General features: G+C 57.5%; 28 protein-coding genes. 13 read left to right on the top strand and 15 right to left on the bottom strand.

The window, feature by feature from the left end; genetic code table 11:
* The first annotated feature begins 333 nt into the window (after positions 1-333).
* Positions 334-867: a hypothetical protein gene (locus HWN72_RS29750; RefSeq protein WP_211152190.1), complete on the top strand. Its 534-nt coding sequence runs from the start codon at positions 334-336 to the stop codon at positions 865-867.
* Between the two features lie 14 nt (positions 868-881).
* Here HWN72_RS29750 and HWN72_RS29745 read toward each other — a convergent pair whose 3' ends face one another.
* From HWN72_RS29745 to HWN72_RS31955, 8 genes are all read right to left on the bottom strand, one after another.
* Positions 882-2294 (bottom strand): hypothetical protein, encoded by a 1413-nt coding sequence (locus tag HWN72_RS29745; RefSeq protein ID WP_211152189.1) that lies wholly within the window; start codon positions 2292-2294, stop codon positions 882-884.
* Positions 2266-3588, bottom strand: coding sequence for an AAA family ATPase (locus tag HWN72_RS29740; protein ID WP_231958414.1), 1323 nt, complete (start codon positions 3586-3588; stop codon positions 2266-2268). The genes HWN72_RS29745 and HWN72_RS29740 overlap by 29 nt, the downstream gene beginning before the upstream one ends.
* A 501-nt stretch (positions 3589-4089) precedes the next feature.
* Positions 4090-4956, bottom strand: a complete 867-nt coding sequence (locus tag HWN72_RS29735) for a hypothetical protein (RefSeq protein WP_211152188.1) — start codon at positions 4954-4956, stop codon at positions 4090-4092.
* Positions 4953-5660: a hypothetical protein gene (locus HWN72_RS29730; protein WP_156800038.1), complete on the bottom strand. Its 708-nt coding sequence runs from the start codon at positions 5658-5660 to the stop codon at positions 4953-4955. The genes HWN72_RS29735 and HWN72_RS29730 overlap by 4 nt, the downstream gene beginning before the upstream one ends.
* 42 nt (positions 5661-5702) lie before the next feature.
* A complete protein-coding gene (locus HWN72_RS29725) occupies positions 5703-6632 on the bottom strand; it encodes a nucleotidyltransferase and HEPN domain-containing protein (RefSeq protein WP_069710090.1) in 930 nt (309 codons plus the stop codon).
* A 63-nt stretch (positions 6633-6695) separates the two neighbouring features.
* Complete coding sequence (locus tag HWN72_RS29720; protein WP_069710089.1) at positions 6696-6953, bottom strand: hypothetical protein; 258 nt, start codon at positions 6951-6953, stop codon at positions 6696-6698.
* On the bottom strand, positions 6950-8107 hold the full coding sequence (locus HWN72_RS29715) for a site-specific integrase (protein ID WP_248006472.1): 1158 nt from the start codon (positions 8105-8107) through the stop codon (positions 6950-6952). Before HWN72_RS29715 ends, HWN72_RS29720 begins: the two co-directional genes overlap by 4 nt.
* A 25-nt stretch (positions 8108-8132) precedes the next feature.
* Positions 8133-9410 carry a site-specific integrase gene (locus HWN72_RS31955; protein ID WP_211152187.1) on the bottom strand — a complete coding sequence of 426 codons (1278 nt, stop codon included), beginning with the start codon at positions 9408-9410 and terminating at the stop codon, positions 8133-8135.
* Between the two features lie 532 nt (positions 9411-9942).
* Between HWN72_RS31955 and HWN72_RS29705 the strand changes: the two genes are divergently transcribed.
* The 6 genes from HWN72_RS29705 (at position 9943) to HWN72_RS29680 (ending at position 17143) form a co-directional block, all read left to right on the top strand.
* Positions 9943-10251, top strand: coding sequence for a ribbon-helix-helix protein, CopG family (locus tag HWN72_RS29705; RefSeq protein ID WP_248006465.1), 309 nt, complete (start codon positions 9943-9945; stop codon positions 10249-10251).
* Positions 10248-12257, top strand: coding sequence for a type IV secretion system DNA-binding domain-containing protein (locus HWN72_RS29700; RefSeq protein ID WP_008827966.1), 2010 nt, complete (start codon positions 10248-10250; stop codon positions 12255-12257). The genes HWN72_RS29705 and HWN72_RS29700 overlap by 4 nt, the downstream gene beginning before the upstream one ends.
* Entirely contained in the window at positions 12254-15211 is a 2958-nt protein-coding gene (mobF, locus tag HWN72_RS29695; protein WP_211152186.1) for a MobF family relaxase, read from the top strand. The genes HWN72_RS29700 and mobF overlap by 4 nt, the downstream gene beginning before the upstream one ends.
* Complete coding sequence (locus tag HWN72_RS29690) at positions 15201-15812, top strand: lytic transglycosylase domain-containing protein (protein ID WP_069710085.1); 612 nt, start codon at positions 15201-15203, stop codon at positions 15810-15812. The genes mobF and HWN72_RS29690 overlap by 11 nt, the downstream gene beginning before the upstream one ends.
* A gap of 104 nt (positions 15813-15916) precedes the next feature.
* Positions 15917-16465: a hypothetical protein gene (locus HWN72_RS29685; protein WP_037517263.1), complete on the top strand. Its 549-nt coding sequence runs from the start codon at positions 15917-15919 to the stop codon at positions 16463-16465.
* A gap of 186 nt (positions 16466-16651) precedes the next feature.
* The gene (locus tag HWN72_RS29680) at positions 16652-17143 is read left to right on the top strand and encodes a nucleotidyltransferase family protein (RefSeq protein ID WP_309141605.1); all 492 of its coding nucleotides are present in this window, start codon (positions 16652-16654) and stop codon (positions 17141-17143) included.
* A gap of 163 nt (positions 17144-17306) precedes the next feature.
* Here the strand turns inward: HWN72_RS29680 and HWN72_RS29675 are convergent, their stop codons facing one another.
* Positions 17307-18215, bottom strand: coding sequence for a LysR family transcriptional regulator (locus HWN72_RS29675; protein WP_069710084.1), 909 nt, complete (start codon positions 18213-18215; stop codon positions 17307-17309).
* A 127-nt stretch (positions 18216-18342) separates the two neighbouring features.
* On the opposite strand from HWN72_RS29675, the gene HWN72_RS29670 reads away from it, so the two are divergent.
* A complete protein-coding gene (locus HWN72_RS29670) occupies positions 18343-19089 on the top strand; it encodes an SDR family oxidoreductase (RefSeq protein WP_069710083.1) in 747 nt (248 codons plus the stop codon).
* Positions 19090-19146: 57 nt separating this feature from the next.
* Entirely contained in the window at positions 19147-19590 is a 444-nt protein-coding gene (locus HWN72_RS29665; protein ID WP_008833397.1) for a carboxymuconolactone decarboxylase family protein, read from the top strand.
* 251 nt (positions 19591-19841) lie between these two features.
* Here the strand turns inward: HWN72_RS29665 and HWN72_RS29660 are convergent, their stop codons facing one another.
* Genes HWN72_RS29660 through HWN72_RS29650 form a run of 3 tightly spaced genes read right to left on the bottom strand, consistent with a single transcriptional unit; the run spans position 19842 to position 22036 of the window.
* A complete protein-coding gene (locus HWN72_RS29660; protein ID WP_069710082.1) occupies positions 19842-21230 on the bottom strand; it encodes a PLP-dependent aminotransferase family protein in 1389 nt (462 codons plus the stop codon).
* A gap of 37 nt (positions 21231-21267) precedes the next feature.
* Positions 21268-21606 carry a hypothetical protein gene (locus HWN72_RS29655; protein WP_069710081.1) on the bottom strand — a complete coding sequence of 113 codons (339 nt, stop codon included), beginning with the start codon at positions 21604-21606 and terminating at the stop codon, positions 21268-21270.
* A gap of 1 nt (position 21607) precedes the next feature.
* Positions 21608-22036, bottom strand: a complete 429-nt coding sequence (locus HWN72_RS29650) for a DUF983 domain-containing protein (RefSeq protein ID WP_069710080.1) — start codon at positions 22034-22036, stop codon at positions 21608-21610.
* Positions 22037-22355: 319 nt separating this feature from the next.
* Between HWN72_RS29650 and HWN72_RS29645 the strand changes: the two genes are divergently transcribed.
* The 4 genes from HWN72_RS29645 (at position 22356) to HWN72_RS29630 (ending at position 24594) form a co-directional block, all read left to right on the top strand.
* Complete coding sequence (locus HWN72_RS29645; RefSeq protein WP_211152219.1) at positions 22356-22973, top strand: hypothetical protein; 618 nt, start codon at positions 22356-22358, stop codon at positions 22971-22973.
* 85 nt (positions 22974-23058) lie between these two features.
* The gene (locus tag HWN72_RS29640) at positions 23059-23199 is read left to right on the top strand and encodes a hypothetical protein (RefSeq protein ID WP_211152185.1); all 141 of its coding nucleotides are present in this window, start codon (positions 23059-23061) and stop codon (positions 23197-23199) included.
* A 220-nt stretch (positions 23200-23419) separates the two neighbouring features.
* Entirely contained in the window at positions 23420-24001 is a 582-nt protein-coding gene (locus HWN72_RS29635) for a hypothetical protein (RefSeq protein WP_069710079.1), read from the top strand.
* Complete coding sequence (locus HWN72_RS29630) at positions 23998-24594, top strand: RES family NAD+ phosphorylase (protein ID WP_248006470.1); 597 nt, start codon at positions 23998-24000, stop codon at positions 24592-24594. The genes HWN72_RS29635 and HWN72_RS29630 overlap by 4 nt, the downstream gene beginning before the upstream one ends.
* Positions 24595-24750: 156 nt before the next feature.
* Here HWN72_RS29630 and HWN72_RS29625 read toward each other — a convergent pair whose 3' ends face one another.
* The 3 genes from HWN72_RS29625 to HWN72_RS29615 all read right to left on the bottom strand — a co-directional run.
* The gene (locus tag HWN72_RS29625) at positions 24751-25047 is read right to left on the bottom strand and encodes a type II toxin-antitoxin system RelE/ParE family toxin (RefSeq protein WP_008833391.1); all 297 of its coding nucleotides are present in this window, start codon (positions 25045-25047) and stop codon (positions 24751-24753) included.
* Positions 25044-25301, bottom strand: coding sequence for a type II toxin-antitoxin system ParD family antitoxin (locus HWN72_RS29620; RefSeq protein WP_008833390.1), 258 nt, complete (start codon positions 25299-25301; stop codon positions 25044-25046). Before HWN72_RS29620 ends, HWN72_RS29625 begins: the two co-directional genes overlap by 4 nt.
* Before the next feature lie 236 nt (positions 25302-25537).
* Positions 25538-25704: transposase domain-containing protein (locus HWN72_RS29615; protein ID WP_211151943.1), on the bottom strand; the 167-nt coding region annotated here is incomplete at its 5' end.

The raw sequence follows: 25704 nt of genomic DNA, 5'->3' as shown, positions 1-25704 counted from the left end.
TCGAACGATTCTAGCGTAGCTTTTGAAACTACGCTCGCTTCGTGAGCGTGGCTCATCATTTCATGTACAGCTCTCGCAATGTCACTGTCATGAGTCTTGTCCACCTTCGTTCCCATCATCAAGTCCCATCAGAGGCTCAGAAATTAGCGGTTGATCAAATTTGGTGGCACGCTCACGAAAAGCCATGGTTGCCGCATCGAGGCAACACTGTATCAGATTAAACCTGAGTGGGGATATGGGCTGTAATTGATGGCTGTCACTGAATTAATGGTAGCTGCGTACACGGCAGGGATGCAGGCTGATAATGACCTCCACAGAAAGTGGATTAGGGTCATGCACAAACTTTCGGAAGTGACGGGGGTAGCCCATCTCGGCACCTTAGCTTCAGACAGTAGGCTCGACATGCTACTTCGGGTATTGGAGGCCGAAAGCCTTGAACGATTGAAAAGCCCTGCGCGAAATCAAATTGATTTCTCGCAAGATATTCTGTTTTCTCTTTCCGAATGTTGGGTTTTGCGAGCCTATGAAGTTATCCGCGCTGGATGGGAGCGAATGGGACGGCCTCCCAGGGGGCACGATAAGATGCGGGCCTTGCTTCACCGCCTAGGTCTTGCTCGTATGCCTATAGCTAAGGGCGAGATTCAGCAGGCAAAAAGGGCTGAGAAAGCTGGCGAAACTATCATGCTCACCCACTCGAATGGCTGTGATCCACAACCGTATGCTAATAATGGGTCTTACATTGTACCTCGTGCGATATGCCCTACGACCGGCGCGATGATGTGGATCACAGTGGACATCAATCCGGTTCAGTCGGTCGCGATCTGTCGGCGTGATTTATCTGACGAGTTTCTTGCTGTCATTGACTGAAGCTTGAGAGAAAATCACCAATAGATAGCTACCACCTCTACATCTAACATTCGCGATCTTTTTGAATCTAGCATGACTGGAGTTGGCGTAAATTGGCTATCTTTAGACTTAGCAAAGTCTGGAAAGAGCGGAAGGTTGAGTGCTTTTCTTGCTCGCTCTCGAGCGCTGAAATCCGCTTCGGGGGCAATTATTTCACCGCTAACATCTTCAATCACGGCCTTCACCTGCGAAAAAGCTGCTCTCTGGCCTTCCGCTGTCTCGAAAACGAAGTTTCTAAGGGCAATGCTGCGATCAATATTATCTGATGCCGTGTCCGAGATTTTCTTAACCAAGGACGATAGAATTATTTCCTTGTATTTTATTAAGGCCATTAGCAATTGATTGTTTAACGGCTCTGATCCGCCGTTCGGAGAACTGTCTGTTGATGCTAGCATCGCCATTTTACTCGATTCTTCAATCTGCTTTGCTAGGTCTGGGACAAAGTCGCGGAATATGTCTGCCGCTTTGATTGGATTCCAATCCGATTGAAGTCCAGATTTTGACAGTCGGCATAATACCGTAAATTCATTTTCCGCGAACAAAACGCGGCGGATATCCTTCCAATACGCGGAGTGCTCTGTCACGCCAACGATTTTGAGAGGCGCGGTTTCTATATCAAAATTTTCTAAAGCCCGGTTATCTACAATATACTCCTCTTTACCATCCAGAACTACAGAATAATCTGATGCTATTCCATCTATAGGTATTAAGCCTGCCAGTAACCTATTTATTATTTTGTTCGCATTTTTTGCATTATATAGGTCGCTGAATTTTACATTTTCGATAAACATGGTTGGGCTGTCATCAAACATGTCTGAAAATTCAGCGATCATACTGCTAATCTGAAAAATCCAGGAAGCTGATAAGCGGACACGAAACTCTAACAGGTCTCCTCGTTTGAGGTCCGTTGACTTGTATGCCGAGTATTCCTCTGGGTTTGAGAACAAGATATCCATTGAATCGGGCAGATTAACAGCCGTCTCAGGTTGAATTTTCCGCAAATTTTGCAGCATATGCAGTTCACGGAACAGCGATTGCGCGTTTGCTTTTCTAACAGTCTGAATGGCGTTGCTATTGGTGCTTTGAAATCTCGACGTTATTTCGGCGGCTGGGCCGACCGCTGATTTCGCGCTAATCTTTCCGCCCGATTCTGCAAGAAGGGCGACCTCAGATTTAGCCGTTATATTATCGGTGATCTCACCCTTTTGCGAAGCCAACAGACTGGAAAGACTGATTTCATCGAGATAAATAAACTCCCGAAGAGGTGCTTTGCTATTTTCAATATTGCTGCTTTGAGACGTGCTTTTAAGCCCTAAATAGGGAAATATCGAGCTAAACGCTAATTTGTTCGATATCATCTTATCTGTCTCTCTCTGGGCGTCGTGCAACGCGCTCGTAAGCTTGGGCAATGTCCTCACCGGCGATCTGGCTTCTTCCGTCAGATGCTGAAAGAAGGGCTGCTTCCGTCCAGATCGCCGTTAACCGTGCGGCAGACCAATTATGTGTCCGAACCGCTATGTCGATGATCGGCAAATCGGCATCGCATCGGACGCGACGCATCCCGACACGTAAAATTTCCAACCGATCAAGTACGTCAGGCAAGCCGAACTCGATTTCCCAGTCAAAGCGTCCAGGGCGTGTGAGCGCAGGGTCCAATGCATCGACACGATTTGTCGCCGCAATTACGATAGTTGCGTTCTCGTAATTACTGAACCCGTCCATCAGTGTTAGAAGCTGAGCAACCATCTTTCGCGATGATTCATTGCTATTACCTGATCGTGCTTCGGCGATACTATCAATCTCATCAAAAAAAATAATTGATCTGCCGGATTCAGCATTCCCAGCATGCTCAAATATTTTACGGAGCATACTCTCTGAATCGCCAACCCACTTACTGACTATGGCGGGCCCACTGATGCTGTAGAAATTCGCATTAGCTTGGTTGGCGATAATTCTGGCGAGATGGGTCTTCCCGGTCCCTGGAGCACCTGTGAATAGTACACCTTTTACGGGCCTAGCCCCAATTGCTTGCAACTCAGCTCTCCGATCAAGCTGAGTTTGAATAAGTTCTTTGGCCCTTGCGACAACGTGAGTATAGCCGCCAAAATCATCAAACGAAAAGCCATCCTTCTCCGGCTTCACTAAAAATGATGATGCGGAGACCTCGGTATCATCTAAATGAACCCGCACTCGGATAGGATCATGAGATAATATTCTCTTGATTTCTGATGAGCCATCTATTTCAACTGTGTTGTTTTCGGAGACTGGGAATTCTTTCTGATTTCCAAGGGAGATAATATTGCCCCCTGCCTCCCCCAAGATAGTCCCGTCGGGAAGCACCTCTCGAATGACAGACGTTAAGAGGGACGTGGGCCATAATTCTTCTGGCACCCTTCGCCATTCGTTCCCATGGCTTAAAACAACATCATCCTTGCTGAGGGTGCCTTCGGGGAGCCCCTTCATGCGCGCCGTCCGGCCATCGGCCAAGCGAAAGAACACAACCCCAGAGACATCGTCGATAAGAATGACCTTCATCAGGTCACCTTTGAAAGCTCCGTCAACCTCGTCATCGCTATCATTCATTGTTGTTACATAAGCACAAACCCTGACTCGACAAAGGGGCGGGCCACAAATTTCACCATTTGCATGGGCGAAAGAAAGGTGTTCGATTTCGAAGCTCAAGGCGTGGGTAAGGCGCTGCCGAATGCGGCATTTATTTCCCTATAAAATATCTTAAGAGAAATAATCCATCCAGTAGGGGTTGGAAATTTATGTAATTTCATGCATATAATTGGTTTATATAATTTTATACGAACATTTCTAAAATCATGAAATGGCTAACCGCGCATAATAATATGTTATTAATTCAGAATACGACAATATTATACCTACTAGCGCCCCATGTGTAATGCGCTCAATTTTGAGATGTTAAGCCTTGACATTGGAGGTGAAAGCCTCCATGTGAAGACTTCCTAATCCGGTAGGAAGCTCATAACCGTTGATGCTGAGTTGCAAGGTTAGAGGGGACTACAAAAGTGCCGTGTCAGCTATGATCTAAAAGGCTGAATTACTGCACTCGGCGAGCGTGCTACATATGTAGACGACTCCGTGGAGAAAACTCAGAACGAAATTTCGGCTTCGGCCAATAGTAAAGCGGGCTACAAATACTGTAGTCCGCTTTATTTATTTTTGCGTTGGGGCTGGAAGCAGATGATCGTTTGGAAACACGTTGATGTATTTTCGTTTTTCCGACTTTAGTGCGCGTGCTACCGTCCCGCCGTCATACAGCGTGCACTGAAGTGTGTCTGATTTTGAGGAAGATACCTCATAATGAAACCCTTTGAAGATCGATGCCCCAAAGCGAAAGCGGCCCGCGAGGAAATGGCGCGGGGTCGCTCCAGTGGGATGAGGTTGCCCATGACAGACTCCATCTGCTGCAGGCTCGAATGTTAGGTTGCGGTCGTCGCTATATTTCTTTGCGCCGTCGAATTTACATTGCCTAAATAAGTTGCAGAGCCGGCCGATCTCTTTCTTAAGTTCATCTACTTGCAGCCCTCGGTACCAAAATCGACCAAGATGTTTTGTGATTTTAGAATCAAAGTTGAACAAAGGCAGCGGCAGGGGAGAGGATTTTCTGCTCGCATACAGTGATTGGGATACTTCGTGGAGCAACGGTAGAATGCCGTTGATGCGATTCTCAATATAGGTGCGCGTTGGTGTTTCTTTGTGTACGTATTCGATTGGAATGAATTCTATCCAAGCGGAACGTCCAAACGCCTCCCATAGATGGGCGAGGTCATCAGGGCTGGGCGGGCCATAGCCCCAGATCGATAGACGTGCAGTCTCGGCAGGAGCCTGTTCGTCTTTCATCGCGCGATAGAGGGCTTCGACCGCCTTCTCTACAGACTGCTCATTTACACCTACAGATTTCTTGCCCATCGCAGGAGCAATCACTTTTGATTTTGCGATACGCTTTCCCAAACTCAAAAGGTTGGTTGATAACGATGCTCCCGCCCCGATAAACACAATGAAATGCGTGGAGGCCATCACGATATCAACTTTAGGACAATATCAAGAGGAATAGAAATTCGTGCCTGATCGTGATGAGATAATTTAGAAAATACCTGCTTCAACATATCGGTGCTGCTCGAAACTATTCGGTTATCACGAGGGGAACGCTTTCGAGCAAATGTCGAATGATCAAGCGAATGACGCGCAAGCCACGCGCTAATTTTCTCCTGGGTTGCCGCAACCTTTTCAGCCATTGGTTGCTGGAAATTTGTCGGTGCAATATCGGCTGCCGTTATTTCATAGTTTACGTCATTTGCGTCAGGCTTGCCGTCAACAATCTCAAAAAATCCGCCAGTTTTGATCGAAACAAATCGAGGCGCTTCAATCGGAGTATGGAATGCATCCCAGAAAGCTTGAACGTACGATACACGATTGGGTTCTGAGAGGTGCGGATGTCCCTTAGCGAACAATGCGGAAATATCATCTGGAATGGGCACAGTTGCCGGGATGAGGCCAGTCTTTTCTTGAACATCCGGATGTTGCACCAATGCCACCACAGGCCATTCCCGTAAGAAATCTTTCAGTCCCTTTGGGAAGAGAGCGCTGGTATCTCCAAATTGGCGCTTCAGGATAGAGCCAAGTGTACTTAACAAGAATGCACGCTGATTTTTGTTCCAGTGCTCCTCCACGGCATCTATTATCAATTTTTCGGCCAATTTTAATTCATTTTCGTTTTCTGACATTTTAAATCCATTCAAGGTTATATTTTAAGGTGTCGTGATTTATCATAAAGCTGAGGCAGCTTGCCGTTCGAGAAAGGCAATTCTTTCGTTGCAAAGCGAAGCGACGGTGCGGCCTAAATCGCTTACTCTGCTAATCAGCCAGTCGAGATCGCTATTTTCAATTTGATAATGCTTCGAGTATCGCGCTTTAATGTAAGCATCTTTTAATTTTTCGAAGCGAGCGCGGTCTAATTTGGTCTCTCGCGGCCAAACTCCAATCAGGTTCGGAGCAAGTTGTTCAGCGATCGACCGTAAGACTCCCAACCTATGCGTATGCGGCGAATAGAATGTTAAAGAGAGCAGTAGACCGTGGTAGTAGCGTTCCGCAGCTTGATGAATGTTGAAAGCCGCCTCATTTGAACGACCTTGGCTCTGCACGTACTTCGCCGTATCCAGACGCCCATCAGCTGTCGAAATCCAATCTTCCGCATATTCGCGGGTAAGAGCTAAGGCCTCGGACGATGACTTTGAGCGCGGCTCAGCTAGCCTGCTTGTGTCGGACTGGTATATGGCGATACCATCACGGGCAATGTCCGTGAAAAAATAGCGGCCCTCTGATAGAGCTGCATTCACCTCTCCTAGAGTGTGAACAATGAAATTGACGGGCGTTCGCAAAGTGCCAGCCACCGTCCGCTCTCGAATGAGGCGCTCGTCAGCGCTGCTCCAGTAGCTCCCCCGATCTACGAGCCTGTCATGATTAACGATAATGAGCAGATCAAAATCAGATAGGTAGCCCTTAGCTGTGTGAGGCTCATCAACCCAGCCGCCGCGCGCATGGCTTCCGAACAATATGATCTTGAGTATCCGCGCCTGTTTTTTCCAAGCCTGCTGGGCTAGGGCGACGGCGTCGCCAAATTCCTCGAATATGAGCTTTACCACAAGCTCCAGTTCGCGGCGCTTTGCCGGGGGTAGATGATCGAGATCGGTTCTCACGCTGTTCCCATAGCAAGCCAAACCGGGCGATGCACCCTTTCACGCGCATCGCCCAGAGCAGGCTTACCCTTTCTTTCGTTGGAGTTCTTCTCGTGCCCTGCTGATCTGCCTGATGGCGATCAGTAGGTGCCGCCGGAATTTGCGCCGCGAGATGTGCAGGCGCCTGCATATTCTTTCCGGGGGCCACCCGCGCGCGACCCGCAACCGAACGATCACAATGGAAAGCCGGGTCATGCGCGGGGCGGCGATGAGCCAGATGCGGCGGCCCATTTCCTTATCCGCCTTTGTCAGAGGCTTGGGCGAGTAGATGAGATCGTTCATGCCGCCTCTCCCTTTTCGGATGGAGATGGTTCGCGCCGTTGCCGAGATCGCGTTGCCTGTGCCATGATGAGCCAGCCGATGTGCTCGGCGCTTTTCAACATGGTGTCATCAGCCAGATGGGCATATCGGGCTGTCGTCTGCACCCGCCTATGGCCGAGTAGCCGCGAGACGGTGAATAGCGTCTCTCCCGACATGATCGCGTGGCTGGCGAAGCTGTGCCGCAGGTCATGGATGCGCAGGGCGGTCGGCAATTGTGCGTCCCGGCGAACCCCCTTCCAGACCGTGCGGATACGTTCGTACCCATCAAGGCCGGGAAAAGGGAACACAAGGGCGGTATTGCTTGCCGATAGCCGCGCCTTACGATTGGCGGAAAAGAACCGGCGAGCAGTTGTCCCAAGCGGAACGTCCCGCGCGCCGGTCTTGCTATCCCGGAGCCGCAACCGATCTGGCAGGACTTCGCCCCACGTAAGACTTAGCATCTCACCAGCGCGGCACCCGGTCAGTGCGAGGGCCGCCAGCGCTTGCGTTGCCAGGCATCCCGATTTGGAGCGGAGAGTGAGGGCCGTTCCCAGTCGTGCCATCTGCGGTTTGGAAAGGAATGTTCCTCGTGTCTTACGCCGGTTGTACCGCACGCCGGACACTGGGTTGACCCAATTGGAGGGCATTCGATTCCATTGCTGCGCGGAGGCCAGCATCTGTCCGAGTATGCCTAGCGCTCGATTTGCCCCGCCAGGGCTGGTGGCGCTGTAGCGTTCGAACCAGCGGATAACATCGGCCCGCGTTATCCGGGCAATGGGCAAAAGGCCGAAAGCCGGAATCAACTGGTTGCGGACATAGCTGCGATAAGAGCGAAGGCCCGACGGCTTCAATCCGACCGCGTGGCGCGCTTCGTGTTCGGCGCAGAACTCTCCAAAGCGCAGGCTTGCCGGGACCGGCGCAAAACTCCCAGAGAGAACCGCCGCCGCAGCCACACGGGCCGCCTTGAGGTTCGTTTCCGGATACTGGCCGATAGACACGCGGGTCTGACCGCCAGATGAGCGATGCCGAACAATCCATGTTTTGGTTCCGCTCGGGCGGACCCGCAGACTGAGGCATCGTTGCCGTGCATCTCGGATGACGTATTCCCGCTGCTCGGGTGCGGCGCTGGAGCACATGGCCTCCGTCAGGGGGGCTTCGAAGTTAGGCATAGCACACCTCCGAAGCTTCGCTGGAGACGAGGGCATTGGCCCATTCCGGGGAAGGCGTGGAGCGGTGCCGCCCCTCGTCAGGCTCGATTTCCGCGGCGCGCATCGCCTGATCGATCAGCTTCGATACGCGGCCCGCCGATTTCGAAAGCGATGCGGTTGCAAGGTGTGCGTAGATCAAGGTGCTGTCGATATCGTGGTGCCCGAGCAGCGCACCGACGAACTTCAAATCGATACCATTCGACACCCCCACTGCCGCGAAGTGATGCCGCAAATCGTGGAGCCGCAACGCGGGCGCGCCTGCCTCATTTCGCAGGTGCGACCACGTGCGATCCAGTGACCTTCGCGAGCTATTTCCAGAGCGAGACGGGAAGACCCATTTCCCGCTTCCGAGAGTACGCCGCCGTTCAATGATTTCCCGCGCAGGGGTGTTGAACCAGATGGCGCGCGGCCCCGCTTTCGCATCCTCCAGCACGGCGCACGGTCCCGTAACAGCATCCCATTCCATGCCGAGGATTTCCATCTTGCGAGCGCCGGTCAGCATCAGCAGGCGGACGGCATCGCAAGCATCCCGGTCATGCACCTCATAGCGGTCGAGCGCAGCCCAGAGCTTTGCGATGAGGTTTGGCGACAGGTGACTGCCGCGCGTTGATTGGGCTTTCTTGCGCAGGCCCTTGCAGGGGTTCGAACCGGGAGGGCGAAGGCCGTGGTCCTCGGCATAGACCATCATGCCGGACAAAGTGGACAGTGCTACGCGGGTTGTGGCGAGGCGCTGCTCCAATTCCGTCAGCCACACGACGACATCGGATCGGTTCACTCCGCACACCGGCCTGTCTGCAAACGAAGGCGCAATGTGCAGGCGGGAAGCAATCTCCATGCTCCTTCCGGTCGAGGCCTTCCAGCGCCGGTTTTCTCCAAAGGCGAGATAGCCCGCCATCACTTCGCTGACGGTCGCGTTCGCGGAGTAGAGGGCAAGGACGGCGCTGCCGGTGGGCAGCGCGGGCGTGGCGGTGGAGTGGAGGGTGCGAGCAATCGCCACAGGCACCTTGAGAGCGTCGCCCAGAGAGCGGCGAAGGGTCTTGCCTTCATGGGTGCCCAAAGTGACCCAGGATCGCGCTCCTGAGGTTCGCAGGCGTAATGCGAGGCCAGGAGCCTGTGTATCGTGGACCAGATATTCCCCGGCATCGGGGAGAGGCAGGGTGGAAATATCTACGGATGCCAAATCGATTCGTTGTGTGCGTCGCATGGCGGCGCTCCTTGAAACCCGGCTCACGAAAGCCGGTTGACGTGCGCCCCGGAAAAACTTCCCCGGGGAACACTGGGATTTGGCGGCAGCATCAGATTGAGCGGTGCTGCCCTGACCCTTGATCCCGATAGGAGCCTCGCGCCGCCGCAGCGGAAAAAGGCTTATCGGTTCAACCCTTTGGGCCGCCAGACGGCGGATTTAGGGGCGCAAGAGCAAGCTCTTGCGATGGGTGCGACTCACACCCTTGCGGGTGAAAGAAGGCATGCACCGTACGCACGGGTGCTTCGGCCAATTTTCAAAGCAATTATAGTATCTTATATGCGCCAGACTTGGCTGACATGCTCAGCTATCCGCGGCTGACGCGTCCGCCTGGATTTTATGCGCTTCCCTCAAGGGCCTCAGATCGCAGCGGATAACCTGTCCGACATGTCCGACCACGGTAATGTTCCAGAATCTCGGCCTCAGTCTGCCTACAATCGTCTCGGCATTGAGTGCGCGAACGGGATGGGGTAATCTGTCTGCGCTTCAAAGACAGTTCCGGTCGAGCCTCTGCAAAGGGATGCTCGACATGACCCGCATAAGCGTACGGCTCGATCCGGAGCTTCACGACCGGCTGCATCAGCGCGCCGCTGGTGCGCAATTGCCCTTCAGCGAATTCATCCGGTCTGCACTTTCTGTCGCGGCCGATCAGGATGGCAGGTACGTCTATTCCTCGCAGGACGAGATTCTGGCGACCTGCATCCAGACCTTTGCAATCCTTGCCACATCGCTTGGCGACAGAGCGCCCGACACACTCGCCAAGGGCATGGCGCATGCCAGGACGTTACTCTCGCAGCGCGGACTTCTCGATCCCGAGGGGCGCTCATGAGCATCTTTCGGAACGACACCCTCGGGTCCTGGACGAGGGGTGGGCAGGCGATCGTGCACAACGTCCGCATGACAACGCAGGTCTTCTTCCAGACCTTGCTGGCGGGGATAGTGCTGTGGTTGATCGGCACCGTCTGGTGGGCGCTTGAACATACGAGTGACTACCAACGGTTCGTCCTCGCCAAGCTCATCGAGGCGACCTTCAAGACCGACGCGGCGCCCGGGACGAATGATCCGGTCCAGTTCAGGACGCCCGGGGGCAAGGCGTACTGGACATCGGCTGATTGGCTGATGGCCTCACCCCTCGCCAAACAGTCCCTGCACGCGTTCGAACGGGCCCTGATTGAGGGAGCACTGTTTGCCGGGATATTCGCTGCGGCAGCGCTCGGTGTCGCTTGGTTCACCTTCACGAAAACGGGACGAGGTCTGGGGTCGAACGAATATCTGCGTGGGGCCCGCTTCGGCACGATCCGGCAGATCCGCGCACTGCTTCGCAAGCAGCCTCGGGGAAGCTTCTCCATCGGCGGTGTTCCCGTTCCCGGTGCCTTCGAGCCCGAACACATACTTCTGTGCGGGGCACCTGGCACCGGAAAGACGAACCTCATCGTCAAGATGCTGGATGGCATCAGGACTGCCGGTAACCGGGCGATCGTCTACGATACGGCCGGCACTTTCGTGGAGAAGTTCTACCGCCCCGGGCATGATGTAATCCTCAATCCGCTCGACAAGCGAACGAGCCGCTGGTCGCCCTGGGGCGACGTTCCGCGCGAGTACCATTACGACCAGATCGCCGAATCCACGATCCCCGACAAGGGCGGCGATCCCTTCTGGGCAAAGGCTGCGCGCGGTACACTCGTTGCGGTCCTGCGCAAGCTCGCCCGCGAACGCGAGATGCTGGTCTCGATCCTCCTGGACTGCCTTCTTCGCTCCCGGCTGAAGGATCTGGCCGCGTTCGCTGCGGGGACAGACGCGGCCGCTTTCATCAGTGTCGAAGGGGAGCGCACGTCGGCGGGCATTCAAGCTGAACTCGCTTCTGTCATGCGCTCATTCTCCTATCTCGACGACACCCGCAAGGGGCTCTCGATCCGTGAATGGGTGGAGAACGAGGAGGGCGACAGTTGGCTTTTCATCACCGTCAAGGCGGACCAGCTCCCTTCCTTGCGGCCCCTCATCACGGTGTGGCTCGACATCGCGATATCCGCCATCATGAGCCTCGCACCGGACCGCGAGAGACGCCTTTACTGTGTTATCGACGAGCTCCCCAGTCTACAAAAACTACCTTCCCTGTCCGACTTTCTGGCGCGTGCCCGGAAGTACGGCGGCTGCGGAATTCTGGGTTTTCAATCCTACCCGCAGCTGGAGGCAACGTACGGCATCCAGGATGCGGCGGCGATCACGGGATACTGCTCCACCTGGGTTGCCCTGCGGGCGAACGACACCCCGACCGCGAAGCATGTCTCGGAAAACCTGGGGCAGGTCGAGCAGGTCGAAGCCAATGAAGGGATGTCCTATGGCGTGAACGACATGCGCGACGGCGTGAACCTGTCCCGAATGCAGGTGACGCGTCCACTCGTGATGCATACCGAGGTGACCAATCTTCCGAACCTGTCCGGCTTTCTGCGCTTTGGGCGCAATCTGCCGGTCGTCCGGTTCGCTGACACTTTCAACACCGTGCCCTCGATCGCGGAGGGGTTTGTCGAGCGGGATACGCCGCCTGAGCGAGATACCGGCGGAATTACCAGCGCAGCCAAGGAAGGTCCACGCGGTCGCTCCAACGCCACTGCGGAGCGTGAACCAGATGTGCAACCAAACCTGTTCATTTCAACCCCGGAGGAGATACCTGCGACCGATATCGCCTCGAAGACCGAAACGAAACCTACGTCAAAGACTGAAGCGCAAGCCGGCGCGCTCCCTCAGATGCTTGCCCCCATTCGGGGCGGCATCAAGGTCGATCTTAACGTATTTGACCGGGAAAATGGGCCCGTGCATCAGGCCCGTCCGGCATGATCCACCCGCGCCGCCTCAAGGGGGCCGCGAGCAACATCGCTCGCTACTACACCGTCGGCGATTACTACACCAAGGGCGCCGACGAGCCCTCGGAATGGGGCGGGGCTCTCGCTGCCGAACTCGGCCTTCACGGCAAGGTCGATGCCGAAGTGTTCAAGGAATTGCTGGCCGGCCGGGTCAATGGACAGCAGCTCGGACGTCACCGTGCCGATGGTGAAATCCAGCACCACCCCGGGTGGGACTTCGCGGTCAATGCGCCGAAGTCCGTGTCGATCATGGCGCTCGTCATGGGAGATGAGCGGATCCTCGCCGCACATGAGCACGCCGTGGGCGTAGCGCTATCCTACCTGGAGGAGCACGCCGGCCTTCGCCGGCGAGAGAATGGCGAGATCAACCACCATACGACAGGCAGGTTGCTCTTTGGGCGCTTCACCGAACATGCAAGCCGAGAGCTTGATCCGCACCTTCATACGCATGTCGTCGTCATGAACATGACCAACGCCCGGGCCGGTGAGGAAATGTCAAGTCTGGAGACCCGTGCGATGTACGCGGAACAGATGGTCGCAGGACAGGTATACCGCAACGAACTGGCGCATGAACTGCGGCGGAGCGGGTTCGCTATCGAATTTGATCCCCGCCGGGGGCTGTTCGAGATTACCGGTGTCCCGGGCGAACTGATTAGCGATATGTCGCAGCGCGCCGAACAGATCGACGCTCATGCAGCCGAGCATGGCCTGACGGGGCAGGCCGCGCGCCGCCGGTCCTTCTACCAGACGCGGCGCGCCAAGGCGAAAACCAGCCTAGAGGGGCTGAGGGAACGGTGGGATGCGCGTGCATCCAAGCATCAGCCTGCGCTGAAGGCTGTGCTCGACCGCTCTCTGGAGGTGGAGGCATCACAGGAAAAATCACTTAGCCTTCCGGGGGACGCCCGACGCGCAATGCTGTTCGGGATCCGGCAGGCTGAAACGCAGGAAGCGGTTAACAACCTGGGCCGGATGCTTCGCTTTGGTCTCGCCTCACATGTCGGTGAAGTTCGGCTTTCCGATATCAGGCCCCTGATCGCCGAGCACGAAGCCAGGGCGAAAATCCTAGCAACGAAAGAGCCGACCGGGGACCGCCTCCACACGCGTGGACGCACTACCAGGAAGACAGCGAGAATGGAAATGGCGCTGGTCTGGCACATGGCACTTGCCACCGATGATGCGAGACCACTGGCGACAAGCGATCGTCTTCTTCGGGTGCTTGAGGTGGCCGGTCTGCGCCCGGCGCAGGAGCAGGCGCTGGTCGATATCGCACGTTCGAGAGATCGTGTGGCAGGGATCCACGGCGTAGCGGGGGCTGGTAAATCCACACTCATTCGAGCGCTTGCGCAGGCGGCGGCGCCGGAGCATCAACTCATTGCCCTGGCACCCACCTCTTCGGCTGCGGCGAACCTGGGGGCCACCGCAAGCATACCTTCCCGGACGGTGGCCAGTCTTCTCGCAACCGGGGGGAGGGGCCTTTCCCGTGACCACGTGCTGGTTCTCGATGAGGCAGGCCAGCTGGGCAGTCGCCAGGCTCTGCGAATTCTGGAAATCAGCCGCGAAACTGGCGCTCGCCTGATCCTGGTCGGTGACAACAAGCAAACAGGCGCCATCGAACAGGGCAAGCCATTCTGGCTGATGCAGCGCCTCGGTCTCCCTACCGCGCAGTTGCCTGAATCGCTGAGACAGGAAACGCGGTCAATGAAGGCCGCGGTGACGTTTGCTCGAAATGGAGATTATGCATCCTCGCTTGCGCATCTGGACAAGGTGGAGAGTGGCGGAGAGACCGGGCAACTCGCACGTAGCCTTGTGGACCAGTGGACGCGGCTTAGTCCACAGAACCGCGAAACCACGAACATTCTTGTCCTTGAGAATGCCACGCGCCTTCGCGTCAATGCACGTATTCGCGAAGCTTTGAGACGCGAAGGCATTCTAGCGGCGGAAGACACGCGTCTCGATATCCTGGCGCCAGCTGGCCTGTCAGACCAGCAGAAGCATTTTGCGAGGTTCTATTCCGGTGGGCAGGTCGTGATCTTTGCGCGCGACAATGCTTCGCGCGGGATCGCTCGCGACACCGAATACCGGGTCGTCGGGCTTGGACGGGATCCGAACAGGCGGCAGATCATGAGGTTGGTAGATGAGAATGGCCGCATGATCAGGTGGGATCCTCGTCTCGGCCAAGTCCGCCACGTTAATGTCTTCAATCGCGAAGAGCGTACACTCGCCGCAGGCGACCGTATCCAGTGGCGGCTCGTCAATCGGGAGCTGGAGCTGAAGAACGCCGAGCGCGGCACGGTTATTGCCCTTGATGGGAGCCGGGCCACCATCCGCTGGGATCGGGACGAACGTGTTGCCGATGTCGATCTTGACCGGCACAAGACCTGGGATCACGGCTATGCCGAGACCGTGTTCTCCGCGCAGTCCAAGACGTATGCCCGTGCCTATGTGCTGGCGCCGGTGAATTCTGCTCTGGTGACGGGGCAGAACTTTTACACCGCAATCACCCGGGCACGTTTCGGGGTTAAGCTCTGGACCGAGGACGCGAAGCGCCTCGCCGAGAAGCTCGAGCGCTTCACAGGTGAGAAGTCGTCATCGTTGGAGGGTCTTGGGCGTCTCGATCGAAGTGCAATGAGCACAATTCGTGATCGTCACGCGGCCTCTTTGGCGCGATCCCGCAACGACCAAGAGGCTGCCCGGGAATTTCAACGCGATCGAGAGCTTGAGCGCAAAATCGACCGGAGGCCGGGAGCGCCGCGAGGCGCAGGGCGAATTGCCGGCAGTGCGAAGGCAGTTGCGGACATGCTCGACGGTCTTCTCGTGCGCATCATCGCCAAACAGACTGCAGAGCGCTCTCCAAGTCGCACCGAGACGACAACTCACCCCCATGGAAATGGAAATCATGCCAGGAGGCAACAGCGACATGACCGATGATCCCAATGGCATGCCAGTTCACCATTGCCGCCGCGCGACCTCTCGCTTCTTGGGCGCATTGATCAGCGTGACGCTTGCACTCCATCCGTGTTCGGCAGCCGCTGTCCCTGTCGCGGCGGGCGAGATCGAGATCGCCCGGTGCATCGGTTCGGTCGCGAATGGCCGTGTCTGGCTCGAGCGGACGCTTTGGGGGCTCCGTGATCAGGAGGCAGGGTGGATCGGCGCCGAAGTCAGGAACAGCAACGGGACGCACGATCTGGGGCCGCTTCAGGTGAACAGCTGGTGGGTGCAACGGATTTCCGAGCTTATAGGCCGCAGGCCAGAAGTCATCCGTTCCTGGCTGGCAAACGATGCGTGCTTCAACGTCAGGGCCGCCAACTGGATCTTTCTAAGCGGCCTGGCGGTGAGCAAAGATTATTGGCGGGCGGTTGGAATCTACCACTCTCCGACGCGATGGCGCCAGGCCCGTTATGCTCACGGAGTCGCGGTACATATGAGGCGGCGGTTTGGTGAGCAGGTTTTTGCGACCTCGACTGCGAACCTCGTCGCGGCGGAGCCCACGGTTGGCCAAGTGCGCATCCAATTCCCAAAGGTTCCCTAATGGCACTTTACCCGGACGCGCTGGTAAAGTGCCATCTGCGGTAAATGGTCGGCGCGAAAAGAAAAGGGATTCACACAGAGTCCCGGGTGTGCTTGATTCATGGTATGTTCCAGCTTGATCTATTCGCCAGCGGGAAGACCGCCGACGCCAAACCCAATCCGCAGGGGCGCACCGGCGTGCCAGGCATTCTGGAGCGTCTGACTGAGGCGTGCGAGCGACCGCGATATGCTTACATGGTGCTGAACCTTATCGCCCAGGCAAGCAGCGGAACTGGTTCTGCAGGCCCCTACGTCGTGAGCAGCGACCGGCGGATGACCGTACGCGAATGGCTGTGCGATGCCATCGCTCCGATCGGGCGCCGGGATCCGAATGGTGTACGAATTTCTGAACGTGTCAGGAAAGACCTTGCCGGCAAGGGAGAATTGCCGGACGACCACGCCCAGGCAGAGCAGTTAATCGAGGAGATCGTTCGTGAGCGTCTTCGAGCCTCGGGCCTGACGAACGTCAGTCGCGCGGTATCCGAGCTCGTCCGCGCAGGTCTCTTACACCGACACTATCAGGGATATCGGGTTGATCATCAGAACCGCGGGGCGCAGCGGTTGGCGGTCTATACGCTGACGGATGAGACACGGCAGGCGCTCAAGCTCACCTGACCGCGATTATTGCAATGATGCTGATGGGCCTCCGAACGCCAGCGTCTGCCAAGCCGGTGCGCCACGCCATCAAGCGTTTTTCCGCCTGTTCAACTTAGCAGGACACTTTACGGTTATCCGATGGACCGGGTTTTATGCGTATCTTCCATTCTTCGCGCTGATCCCCATCGTTGGCACCTTCTGGGTGTGGTCGCGGCACTGGAATTGCCGGACTGCTGGATCGGCGCAGGCTTCGTGAGGAATGCGGTGTGGGACCATCTCCACCAAAGATCCGCTATGCCGATCTGCGGTGATGTCGATGTAATCTGGTACGATCCACGTCGTGCCGATGCGATCCATGACAGAGAGTTTGAAGCGCTGCTGAGAGTTTCGGAGCCGTCCATCATCTGGTCGGTCAAGAACCAAGCCCGGATGCACGTTCGCAATGGCGATGCGCCTTATAGTTCCGCGACCGATGCCATGCGGTTTTGGCCCGAAACAGCCACCGCGATCGCCGCACGCCGCACACACGCAGGTGACTGCGAGATTGCGGCCCCGTTCGGTCTACACGACATGTTCGACCTCGTTCTGCGTCCAACGCCCCGCTTCGAGGAAGATAAGCGCTCAATCTATGAGGAACGGATCCAATCGAAATCATGGCGTGATGCCTGGCCGCTCCTCACCAGGATTGAAATCTGACGCAGCAATGCGGCGCCTCCCGTCACGGCACGTTTCAGGTTCCCGCCTCGGCGAGGGTGTGCCTAGGTTCTTAGGGCGCTCAACCGGATACTTCTGCTGGCGCCTGACCGTCCATGGGAGCCATCGCGATCGCGTGCGATGTGTCCTTGAACAACGCGACGCTTCAGTCTCGCTCCCACGGTGGGACGCCTTTGAATGCTTCGCTCAGGAAATTCACCATCAGCCGTACTTTGGCGGAAAGATGGCGGCGGCTGGCGTAGAGCGCCAGGATGTCGATGTCCGGCAGGCGCCAGCCAGGCAGCAACTGCACCAGAGTGCCCGCGCGCAAGTCCTCGCCGATCAGGAAGCCGGGTTGCCAGGTGATCGCCTCGCCGGCGAGGGCGACAAGACGGGCGGTGTCGCCGCTGTTGGTGCGCAGGCGCGTCCCAACGCGCACGCGCGTCTCGGCGCCGTCCGCATCGAGCAGCGTCCAGACGTCGGGCTCGGGCGCATAGCCGTAGATCACGCAGGCATGATCGACGAGATCGGCGGGCGTCTGGGGGGCACCGTGCCGCGCAAGATAGGCAGGTGCCGCGCACAGCACGTTGCGTGAGGTTGCCAGTTTGCGCGCTACGTAAGCCTGCGAGCCGGCGCGTGAGATGCGGATGCCCAGGTCGTAGCCCTCTTCGACGATGTCGACGACCCGGTCGCTCAAGGCGATGTCGAGCTCGACTTCGGGGTGCAGCGCCATGAACCGCGGCCACAGCGGCGCGAGGTGACGGATGCCGAATACCAGCGGCGCGTTTATGCGCAGCCGGCCGCGCGCGCCCTCCGCGCTGGCGGTGGCCGCAGCCTCGGCTTCCGCCACGTCGTCGACGATCGCACGGGCGCGCTCGTACAGCGCCTCGCCGGCCTCGGTCAGCGACAGGCGCCGTGAGGTGCGGTTGAGCAGGCGAGTGCCCAGATGGGCTTCCAGTTCGGCGATGTAGCGGGTGACGTTGGCGGGCGAGGTGTCGAGGGCATCGGCCGCGCGGGCGAAACCTCCGCGCCCGACGACGGCACAGAACATTTCAAAAGCGCGCAAGCGGTCCATAGCGTCATCCTTCAGCTTTCCTGAACGAATGATGCATTTTCGGGCCATCGATCAAGGCCCATGGTTGCAATAAATCCCTTGTTGTCGCCGACGATGACCGCCGGCTTCTGATTAAAGGAGCTTTTTCATGACCCGTCTCGCCAACAAGTTCGCGCTCGTCACCGGCGGCACCAGCGGTATCGGCCTTGCCACCGCCCGCCGCTTCCTCGAAGAAGGCGCTGCCGTCGCCATTACCGGCACCAGCGCTGAGAAGCTTGCCGCCGCCAAGGCCGAGCTGGGCGAGGTGCTGACCATCCACGCAGATGCCGGCGACGTTGCCGGACAGGCGGCGGTCGTGGAGGCGATCCGCGCCGCTTTCGGCCGGCTGGACGTGCTGTTCGTCAATGCCGGCGTCGCCGATTTCCGTCCACTGGAAGCGTGGGACGAGGCGGGCTTCGACCGCTCTTTCGCGGTCAACGTCAAGGGCCCGCTTTTCCTCGTCCAGGCGCTGCTGCCGGTGCTCGGCAAGACCGCCTCAATCGTCCTAAACGGCTCGATCAACGCCCGGCTCGGCAAGCCCAACTCGATCGTCTACGCCGCGACCAAGGCGGCACTGATCTCAATGGCCCGCACGCTGTCAGGCGAACTGGTCGGCCGGGGCGTGCGGGTGAATGTCGTCAGCCCTGGTCCGGTGACGACACCAATCTACGGCAAGCTCGGCCTTTCCGACGGCGACTTGTCTGGCATGAAGGACTACCTGATCGGAGCCATCCCGATCGGCCGCTTCGGAGACCCGCTCGAGATCGCCGATGCCGTCGTCCATCTTGCCTCGGATGAGAGCCGCTACACGGTCGGCAGCGAGCTGATCATAGACGGCGGTATGAGCAACCTGTGACTGTAACCTGGTGACGCCCGGTAACGGGCGTCACCCTGAAGGAGACGTTCAATGCGAATGGACTACAACAAGGCAGCTCCGCAGGCCATGAAGGCGCTCGGCGCAGTATACGGATATGTGGCCGGCAGCGGCTTGCCCAAGCGACTGATAGATCTGGTCTACCTTCGGGTCAGCCAGATCAACGGATGCGCCTACTGCATCGACATGCATAGCCGGGATTTGATCCAGGGCGGGCTAGCGATCGAGACCCTGGTGCTGGTGCAGACCTGGCACGAAGCCGGCGCACTGTTCGACGACAGGGAGCGCGCTGCGATGGCATGGGCCGAAACAGTGACGCAAGTGGCGCAGACCCACGTGCCGCAGGCCGACTACGACGCCGCCGCGCACGTGTTCGGTGAAAAGGAACTGGCCGACCTGACGCTCGCGATCGGTCTAATGAACGCTTACAACCGCATGGCCATCAGCTTCCGTGCCAAGCCGGCGGCCGCGGTCAAAGCCTAGCCTAACTAACCGAAGCCTTCCTGCCCGCCTACTAGATTGGATGTGAGCGCATCGGCTTCCTCGAGGCTACACCCTTGCCGGTCAGCTGAAATGTCCTCCTTCGCTGCAGCAGGCGCGGCGCGCAGGTCAGCGCCCCAGTGGAGAAGGGCCTGCCGGGGCGCCGGCATTGCGATGTCGGCGCCCCGAGGACTGCTGCCTGGGACAAGGGCTGGTACCAGCGGGATCGTAAGGCGTCGCAACCAGTTGGTTTGTTAGATTAGGCTAATCTTTCGGGGCGCTTGAGGGCTTATCAGAGCCGAGAGTAGCTGAAGACCGCGCTGCAACCGCTCTCGTGATATACTTCCGCCAATCGACACGCGTAGCGCAGTCGCACCAGGCATTGCGGGATCGACCGCAAATGCTTCGCCCGCAATGGCCGAAAGGCCGTGCTGGCGCAGAGCATCCGCAATATGCCGGGTATCAAGGTCCGCAGGGACTTCTAACCAGAGATGATATCCGTATTCCGGCGCGCGAAACGAACCAGCCGGAAGATATTCGCGAGCGAGCGCCTGACGGATAGATGCCTCGGTGCGAACTTCCTCGATCAGCCTGTGAAAGGCACCGCTGTGCAGCCATTGCGTGACTATCGCAGCGTTCAAGGGAGGTGCCATGATGGCTGTTTCGTGCATATCGGCAGCAAGACGCCACGCGCCAGCGACGTCAGGAGCACGCAACCAGGCTACACGCAGCCCCGGGGTAAGCACTTTCGAGACGCTCGCAATGTACCAGGCATTTGTTGGCGCGAGGGCCGCGATCGGCACCAGCGGCTGGGCAGGCAGCAAGCCGTAAGCGTCGTCTTCGATCAACAGAAGCTGATGCTGCGTAATGACCTGTGCGATCGCCGCTCGGCGGTCGGCCGGCATGCTGACGGCAGTGGGATTATCGTTGGTGGGGACCAGGTACACACCCCGCACGGCTGCTGCGGAACATGCGCTGTCCAGTGCCTCCGGAAGCAGCCCGTTTTCGTCTGACGCCACGGCGACCAACTCGATGCCGTATCTGCGGGAAAGCGCAAGCAGGCCAGGGTAAACGTAAGGGGCAACAGCCAGTCTATCGCCGGCTCTGAGTTCCGCGCTAAAAATCGCATGGAGCGCATTCTGACCGCCAGCAGCTACCAGTACGCTGTCCTCAGAACACGGGATGCCGCGCCCTGCCAGCATATCGGCACCTGCCTTGCGCGCCGATGCGGCACCGCCACTGCGCTGATACTGAAACGGAAGTACGCCGTGTTCGGGTGTCAGCAAGTCAGAAGCACAATCCCGAAAGGCGCTTGCAAGGGACCCGCCAAAGTCTTCAGGGGGAGCATTCATTCCCGTATCGCCGGCGTCCGGAACGCGGATGTCCGACACCGCCGATGCTTTGGAACGCACGAAGCTTCCGCGTCGACCGCTCCCTTCCAGAAGGCCAAGGCGCTGTGCTTCCCCGTAGGCACGGGTAATGGTCGTGAGGTCCAGCCCCAGAGTTTCCGCCAGCATTCGTTGAGGGGGAAGGCGGTCACCCTCGCGCAGCTTCCCTGTGTCGATATCACGAGCGAGCGCCTCGGCGATCGCGAGGTACTTCGGGCCGCTCACCGTGGCTATGTCGGGAATCCAGCTTTGCATGATGACCTTCTAAACGTCTTTGACGCTGCTTGAGCTGTCAGTCTCGGTGATAGAATGCGGGGCGCCCGGCAAGCACATTCCTCGCCATTTCCCCGCCATCGTACAGCGCAAGCGATCCGGCAGAGGCCATATCTTCCCAGAACCCAGGGTCAGCATACTGACGAAGGGCGACTTCGTATCGTTCAAGTCGAACGGTCTCTGCTTTCAGCAGGTCGGCGGCAGTCTTGATCTCTGGAAAATCTTCGGCCTGGCCGTTGCGGATCATGCCGGAAAGATCCGGTCGATTGATGGCATCGTAAAGGCCCGAGATGAGCCGGGCCGCCAGATTGATACTCCCATCCGTTTCAGAGACCGCTGAAGAAGGCGGGTCCCCCATATCACTTCTCCTCGCTTTCTGCCCGGGCATGCAACTGCGCCCAAAGGTTCTCGGTGCCGGCTTCCTGCGCCTTGTTCACGTACTGCGACGCGACCAGCCAGCCTTTGATGTATTGCAAGGGAAGGACGCATCCGAGCGCCATCAAAGGCGCGGACGTGAAAAGATGCACCCAGAAAGGCGGCTCAAAGGCGACCTGCAGCCAGACGACGAAGAATGTCAGCGGGAACGCGACAATACACAGCGAGAAGAAAGCCGGGCCGTCGTCCGGCGCGGCGAAATTGTAGCTGAGCCCGCAATTTGGACACGTCGTTTGCAACTTGAGCCACTTGCGGAACATGGATGCCTTTCCGCATTCGGGGCAGAGCCCCTTCAATCCGCAGTGAAATATCCAGCGTCCTTTGCTGGCAGATGCGTCATTCGAGTCCAACATGGGACAGCACCTCGATAGGTCTAATTGATTCTCACTCCCATATATGACATGCATTTCAACCATGCAATGACCATGCATATAAACATACAATTTAGACGTGTAGGCACGGACAGGACCGATATGAAGCATCGGCGCGCGGAATATCTTGAGAGGATAGGGTAATTATGCCGCCATATTGCATGGGCTGTATCCATACAAATGTTAAATTTGCGGAGCCGCATACGCAGCTGGATCGAACGCTTCAACGCTGTGTCGCAGCGCCCCGTCTCGCCGCCTGAGCCGCAGGAGAATTGCCAAGTCGCTCGCCACTTCCACTAAAATGTCCGAAAGCGACATCATCGCACGTCTCAACGATCGTTGCGGTCACGGCCTCGACCATACCGGGCGCATCGTCATCACCCGGACCTGCCTTGGCACTTTCGCTGACGATCCCATGGCAGAACTGATCGCCAATGGCTGGGACAGCCAAGATGCCCGTTGCTACCATCGCCACGGGCAGGGTACATTATCGGATTCACGGATTCACGGATTCACGGATCCGCGTGTCGGAGGTTCGAGCCGTTCCTCCGTTACCACCCATTACCCTGATAACTCAGCAGGTACTGGATGTTCAGCCGACTCGGCCATTTTGTATTTAACTACATGTATTCCCACCGTTCTATGCCAATTTCCGACTAGCGCGGGCAAGTCCGTGCAACATGAATGCAATATACTGTCGCCTCGCTCATTACTCATCATTATCGAAAAGGGGCGTGTCGAGCCGGTGCCAGAGCCCTTTGTCTTCGTAAATATCGCTCCAGCTCTCGGTGCAGTTGAAGCCGTCCATTTCCGGGCTGTCGCCATCCTCGTCGAACGCGCTGTGAAGCTCGGGCTCGCCGCCGGAAATAAAGCCGCCAGGTTGCAGCTTCTTGTACTCGCACGCGCCGGGGCGACGTGATTGTGATCCTGCTGTGCGGAGGCGACGAGTCCTCGCAGTCGGATGACATCGAGCGGGCACCAGCCATGGCGAGGGAGATTGAGTGATGGCCATTGAAACCAAGCCCTGGGATGCGGCCGAGGATGGTACCGCACACCCGTCGCCGCCATTAGCATTATCATCCGATCCTGCGGACATCAGCGTCGCGCGGCGTGTCATGACCATTATAGTGCGCGAGGATCGTTGATCGAACATGCCGCCAATCCCGAATGACTGGCCCGTGATGCTCGTTTTGCTTCGACGGTTCAGGGCCTTCCCGCCCCCTGGCCGGCGATGAGCGGTGGTCCTCAATCCTCATTAATCCCTTGGACGCTGACGCCGGTGACCATGATATCACCGTGCTCATGGCCATGTGGTTGAAAAAGTTTCGTGTCCGCGGTATATGAAACTGATTGAACAGGAATGCAATGACACGCCTGGCGAATTTTGGATTTGTAGACCCCGATCAGCTCCTCCGGGACCGTATCATGGCGAGCGCGGAGCGCATCATCAAGTTGATGCCGGCTTCCGCCAAGGCGGCGGCCATCCGCAGCATCGATGTACCCAGTCTGGTATTCAACCTCGCGCGCGGTATCCCCGCTGTCGAAACCGATAATCCCGAGGCGGCAGAGAAGCTCACGAAGGCCATTGCCTTCAAGCGGCGCATGATCGATGCCGCGGGCGGCGCGCTGACCGCTGAAAAAGTGCGCGAGCTGCTGGGGCATAAAACTATCCAGGCCGTTTACAAGGCGGTCAAGGAGCGCCGACTGCTGATGGTCGAGGATAACGGGACCAAGCTTTTCCCGGTTTTTCAATTCGACGGCAATACGATCCTCCCTGGGGTCGCGCGCGTACTGAGTGGTGTTCCGCAGACCGGTGGTTGGGCCATCCTTCAATTCCTCGTGGCCGGAGATGAGGGGCTCGATGGCAGGAAGCCTATAGATATGCTACGCGGCAGCGCGGCTGAAATCGATCTCGTGGTGCGCTTCGCCCAAACGCTCGAAGACTGATTTGGGATGGCTGGGACAGGCAGGATGCCTGTGGCGACGATCGCCACGGGCAGGGTACTTCACGCATTCATGGATCGGCAGTCGCGGCCAGATGGTACGGCCGCAAGGACGCGACCTGGCGCTGGGATGACCCTGATCGCAAATTCGGCGTACTCTACCTCGGGAAGACCCTCGTCGGCCCATTTGCCGAAACGCTTTTGCGCGCGCCGGCTGAAAGGGATGTTCTTTGGGAGCAGATTGCGCGCAGGCGTTCCGCCAGTTTTACGACGATGCAGCCTGTGCGTCTCGCCAAGGTTCATGGACCAGGCCTAGCGTGGTTCAGGACAACCTCGGCGGGGGTGTCTGCAGATTTCGATCCTGTAGACAATCCTGCCGCTTATGGCGTGCCGCAGCAAATCGCGGCACAAGTCTTCCATGACACCGATCTGGACGGCATTCAGTATCGATCGCGGTTCGACAGTGACGAGTTTTGCGTAGCGCTCTTCGATCGCGCTGACGGCGCGATATCGTTGAACTCCGAAGGTAACCCGATCCCCAAGGAGTGGGCGGAAAAGCTCCTTTGCAGTCGAGGTTACAACCTGATTGAGTTTTGACTGCGTCCATAAGGCGTCGGCAGGGGCTCCGCTGATATCAGCGTGGGGCTTGTCCGGTGGGGATTGCGAGAGCCTCACCCCTATTTTGGATCCGCAGGGTTTCGCGCAGATATGTAAATTATCTAAAATAAAGAAAGGAGTCCTGCCGGGCCAGGCTCACTCTGAACCGAGCACCGCCGCATAGTCCTGCGCTCCGTTCAAAATGTGAATTACAACCACCGCCTGCTTCTCAGCCCGATAGAAGATGACGTAATTGCCATGTGAACATCGGCGCACACGTTGGGCCTCATAACGAGGCACAAACGGGTATCGCTCTGGGAAATCTGCCAAGCCAAGACATCTTTCACGCAACTCGTGCAGGAACGTGACGGCTCTCGCCGCGTTATCCCGCGCAATAAAATCCGCGATCGTCTCAAGGTCATTTTCGGCCTCAGCCGACAGAGAGACGATCATTCGGGTTGCGCGCTCATGTCCCGATACTTCGCTTCCAGGCGGTCGAAAACCTCTGTCGCTGGAGTGACATTGCCTACCGCAGCATCTCCAAGTCCGCGAATGATCGAGGCATCGAGCGCGGCGAGGCGCGTTTCGCGATCCTGGATCAATCTTACGCCTTCACGAAGCACTTCGCTCTTGGAGTTGTAGCGGCCCGTAGCCACCAAGGTGGATACAAAATTCTCTAGCTGGTGCCCGAGATCCGCACTGATCATGGCTCATCTCCTTTCGGATCAATCTAGCAAATTATCAACTGTTGATAAAGTTTTATCTTGAGAGAGCAGTGCTCGGTGTACGCATCCGATACCTGAGCACACGGCATGATCCTGACGAAAGGATCGCGCAGGCAGCCGAGCGTAAGCGCGCATTTCGTAACACGTTGCTTCCGGAGGCAGTGCGGCCATCACAGTTGACGCTGGACGAGACAGGCCACCGCGGCGACGTCGGCAGGTCAGGCGTGTTTTTCGAAGTTGAATGGCAGCAGGTCGTCGATATCGGCGTCGAGAGGTCGCTGGGGCAGTTCAGTGAGAACATGGCGTAGCCACGCGAGAGGCTCGACGCCGCAGGCGCGGCAAGTCAGCATCAGGCTATAGGTGACGGCGCTCGCCCGTGCGCCTT

It is taken from the genome of Novosphingobium sp. HR1a (assembly GCF_015594425.1).
GTDB lineage: Bacteria > Pseudomonadota > Alphaproteobacteria > Sphingomonadales > Sphingomonadaceae > Novosphingobium > Novosphingobium resinovorum_A.
Note: the sequence above shows the minus strand (reverse complement) of the source record. Positions and strands in the feature narration are given on the sequence as shown.

What these genes read in the sequence shown, in the direction of transcription:
- HWN72_RS29750 (WP_211152190.1), top strand. Translation starts at nt 334, where the DNA reads ATGCACAAACTTTCGGAAGTGACGGGGGTAGCCCATCTCGGCACCTTA.
- HWN72_RS29730 (WP_156800038.1), bottom strand. Translation starts at nt 5,660, where the DNA reads ATGTCAGAAAACGAAAATGAATTAAAATTGGCCGAAAAATTGATAATA.
- HWN72_RS29720 (WP_069710089.1), bottom strand. Translation starts at nt 6,953, where the DNA reads ATGAACGATCTCATCTACTCGCCCAAGCCTCTGACAAAGGCGGATAAG.
- HWN72_RS29715 (WP_248006472.1), bottom strand. Translation starts at nt 8,107, where the DNA reads ATGTGCTCCAGCGCCGCACCCGAGCAGCGGGAATACGTCATCCGAGAT.
- HWN72_RS29705 (WP_248006465.1), top strand. Translation starts at nt 9,943, where the DNA reads ATGCTCGACATGACCCGCATAAGCGTACGGCTCGATCCGGAGCTTCAC.
- HWN72_RS29700 (WP_008827966.1), top strand. Translation starts at nt 10,248, where the DNA reads ATGAGCATCTTTCGGAACGACACCCTCGGGTCCTGGACGAGGGGTGGG.
- mobF (WP_211152186.1), top strand. Translation starts at nt 12,254, where the DNA reads ATGATCCACCCGCGCCGCCTCAAGGGGGCCGCGAGCAACATCGCTCGC.
- HWN72_RS29690 (WP_069710085.1), top strand. Translation starts at nt 15,201, where the DNA reads ATGACCGATGATCCCAATGGCATGCCAGTTCACCATTGCCGCCGCGCG.
- HWN72_RS29685 (WP_037517263.1), top strand. Translation starts at nt 15,917, where the DNA reads ATGTTCCAGCTTGATCTATTCGCCAGCGGGAAGACCGCCGACGCCAAA.
- HWN72_RS29675 (WP_069710084.1), bottom strand. Translation starts at nt 18,215, where the DNA reads ATGGACCGCTTGCGCGCTTTTGAAATGTTCTGTGCCGTCGTCGGGCGC.
- HWN72_RS29670 (WP_069710083.1), top strand. Translation starts at nt 18,343, where the DNA reads ATGACCCGTCTCGCCAACAAGTTCGCGCTCGTCACCGGCGGCACCAGC.
- HWN72_RS29665 (WP_008833397.1), top strand. Translation starts at nt 19,147, where the DNA reads ATGGACTACAACAAGGCAGCTCCGCAGGCCATGAAGGCGCTCGGCGCA.
- HWN72_RS29660 (WP_069710082.1), bottom strand. Translation starts at nt 21,230, where the DNA reads ATGCAAAGCTGGATTCCCGACATAGCCACGGTGAGCGGCCCGAAGTAC.
- HWN72_RS29655 (WP_069710081.1), bottom strand. Translation starts at nt 21,606, where the DNA reads ATGGGGGACCCGCCTTCTTCAGCGGTCTCTGAAACGGATGGGAGTATC.
- HWN72_RS29650 (WP_069710080.1), bottom strand. Translation starts at nt 22,036, where the DNA reads ATGTTGGACTCGAATGACGCATCTGCCAGCAAAGGACGCTGGATATTT.
- HWN72_RS29645 (WP_211152219.1), top strand. Translation starts at nt 22,356, where the DNA reads ATGTCCGAAAGCGACATCATCGCACGTCTCAACGATCGTTGCGGTCAC.
- HWN72_RS29640 (WP_211152185.1), top strand. Translation starts at nt 23,059, where the DNA reads ATGGCCATTGAAACCAAGCCCTGGGATGCGGCCGAGGATGGTACCGCA.
- HWN72_RS29635 (WP_069710079.1), top strand. Translation starts at nt 23,420, where the DNA reads ATGACACGCCTGGCGAATTTTGGATTTGTAGACCCCGATCAGCTCCTC.
- HWN72_RS29625 (WP_008833391.1), bottom strand. Translation starts at nt 25,047, where the DNA reads ATGATCGTCTCTCTGTCGGCTGAGGCCGAAAATGACCTTGAGACGATC.
- HWN72_RS29620 (WP_008833390.1), bottom strand. Translation starts at nt 25,301, where the DNA reads ATGATCAGTGCGGATCTCGGGCACCAGCTAGAGAATTTTGTATCCACC.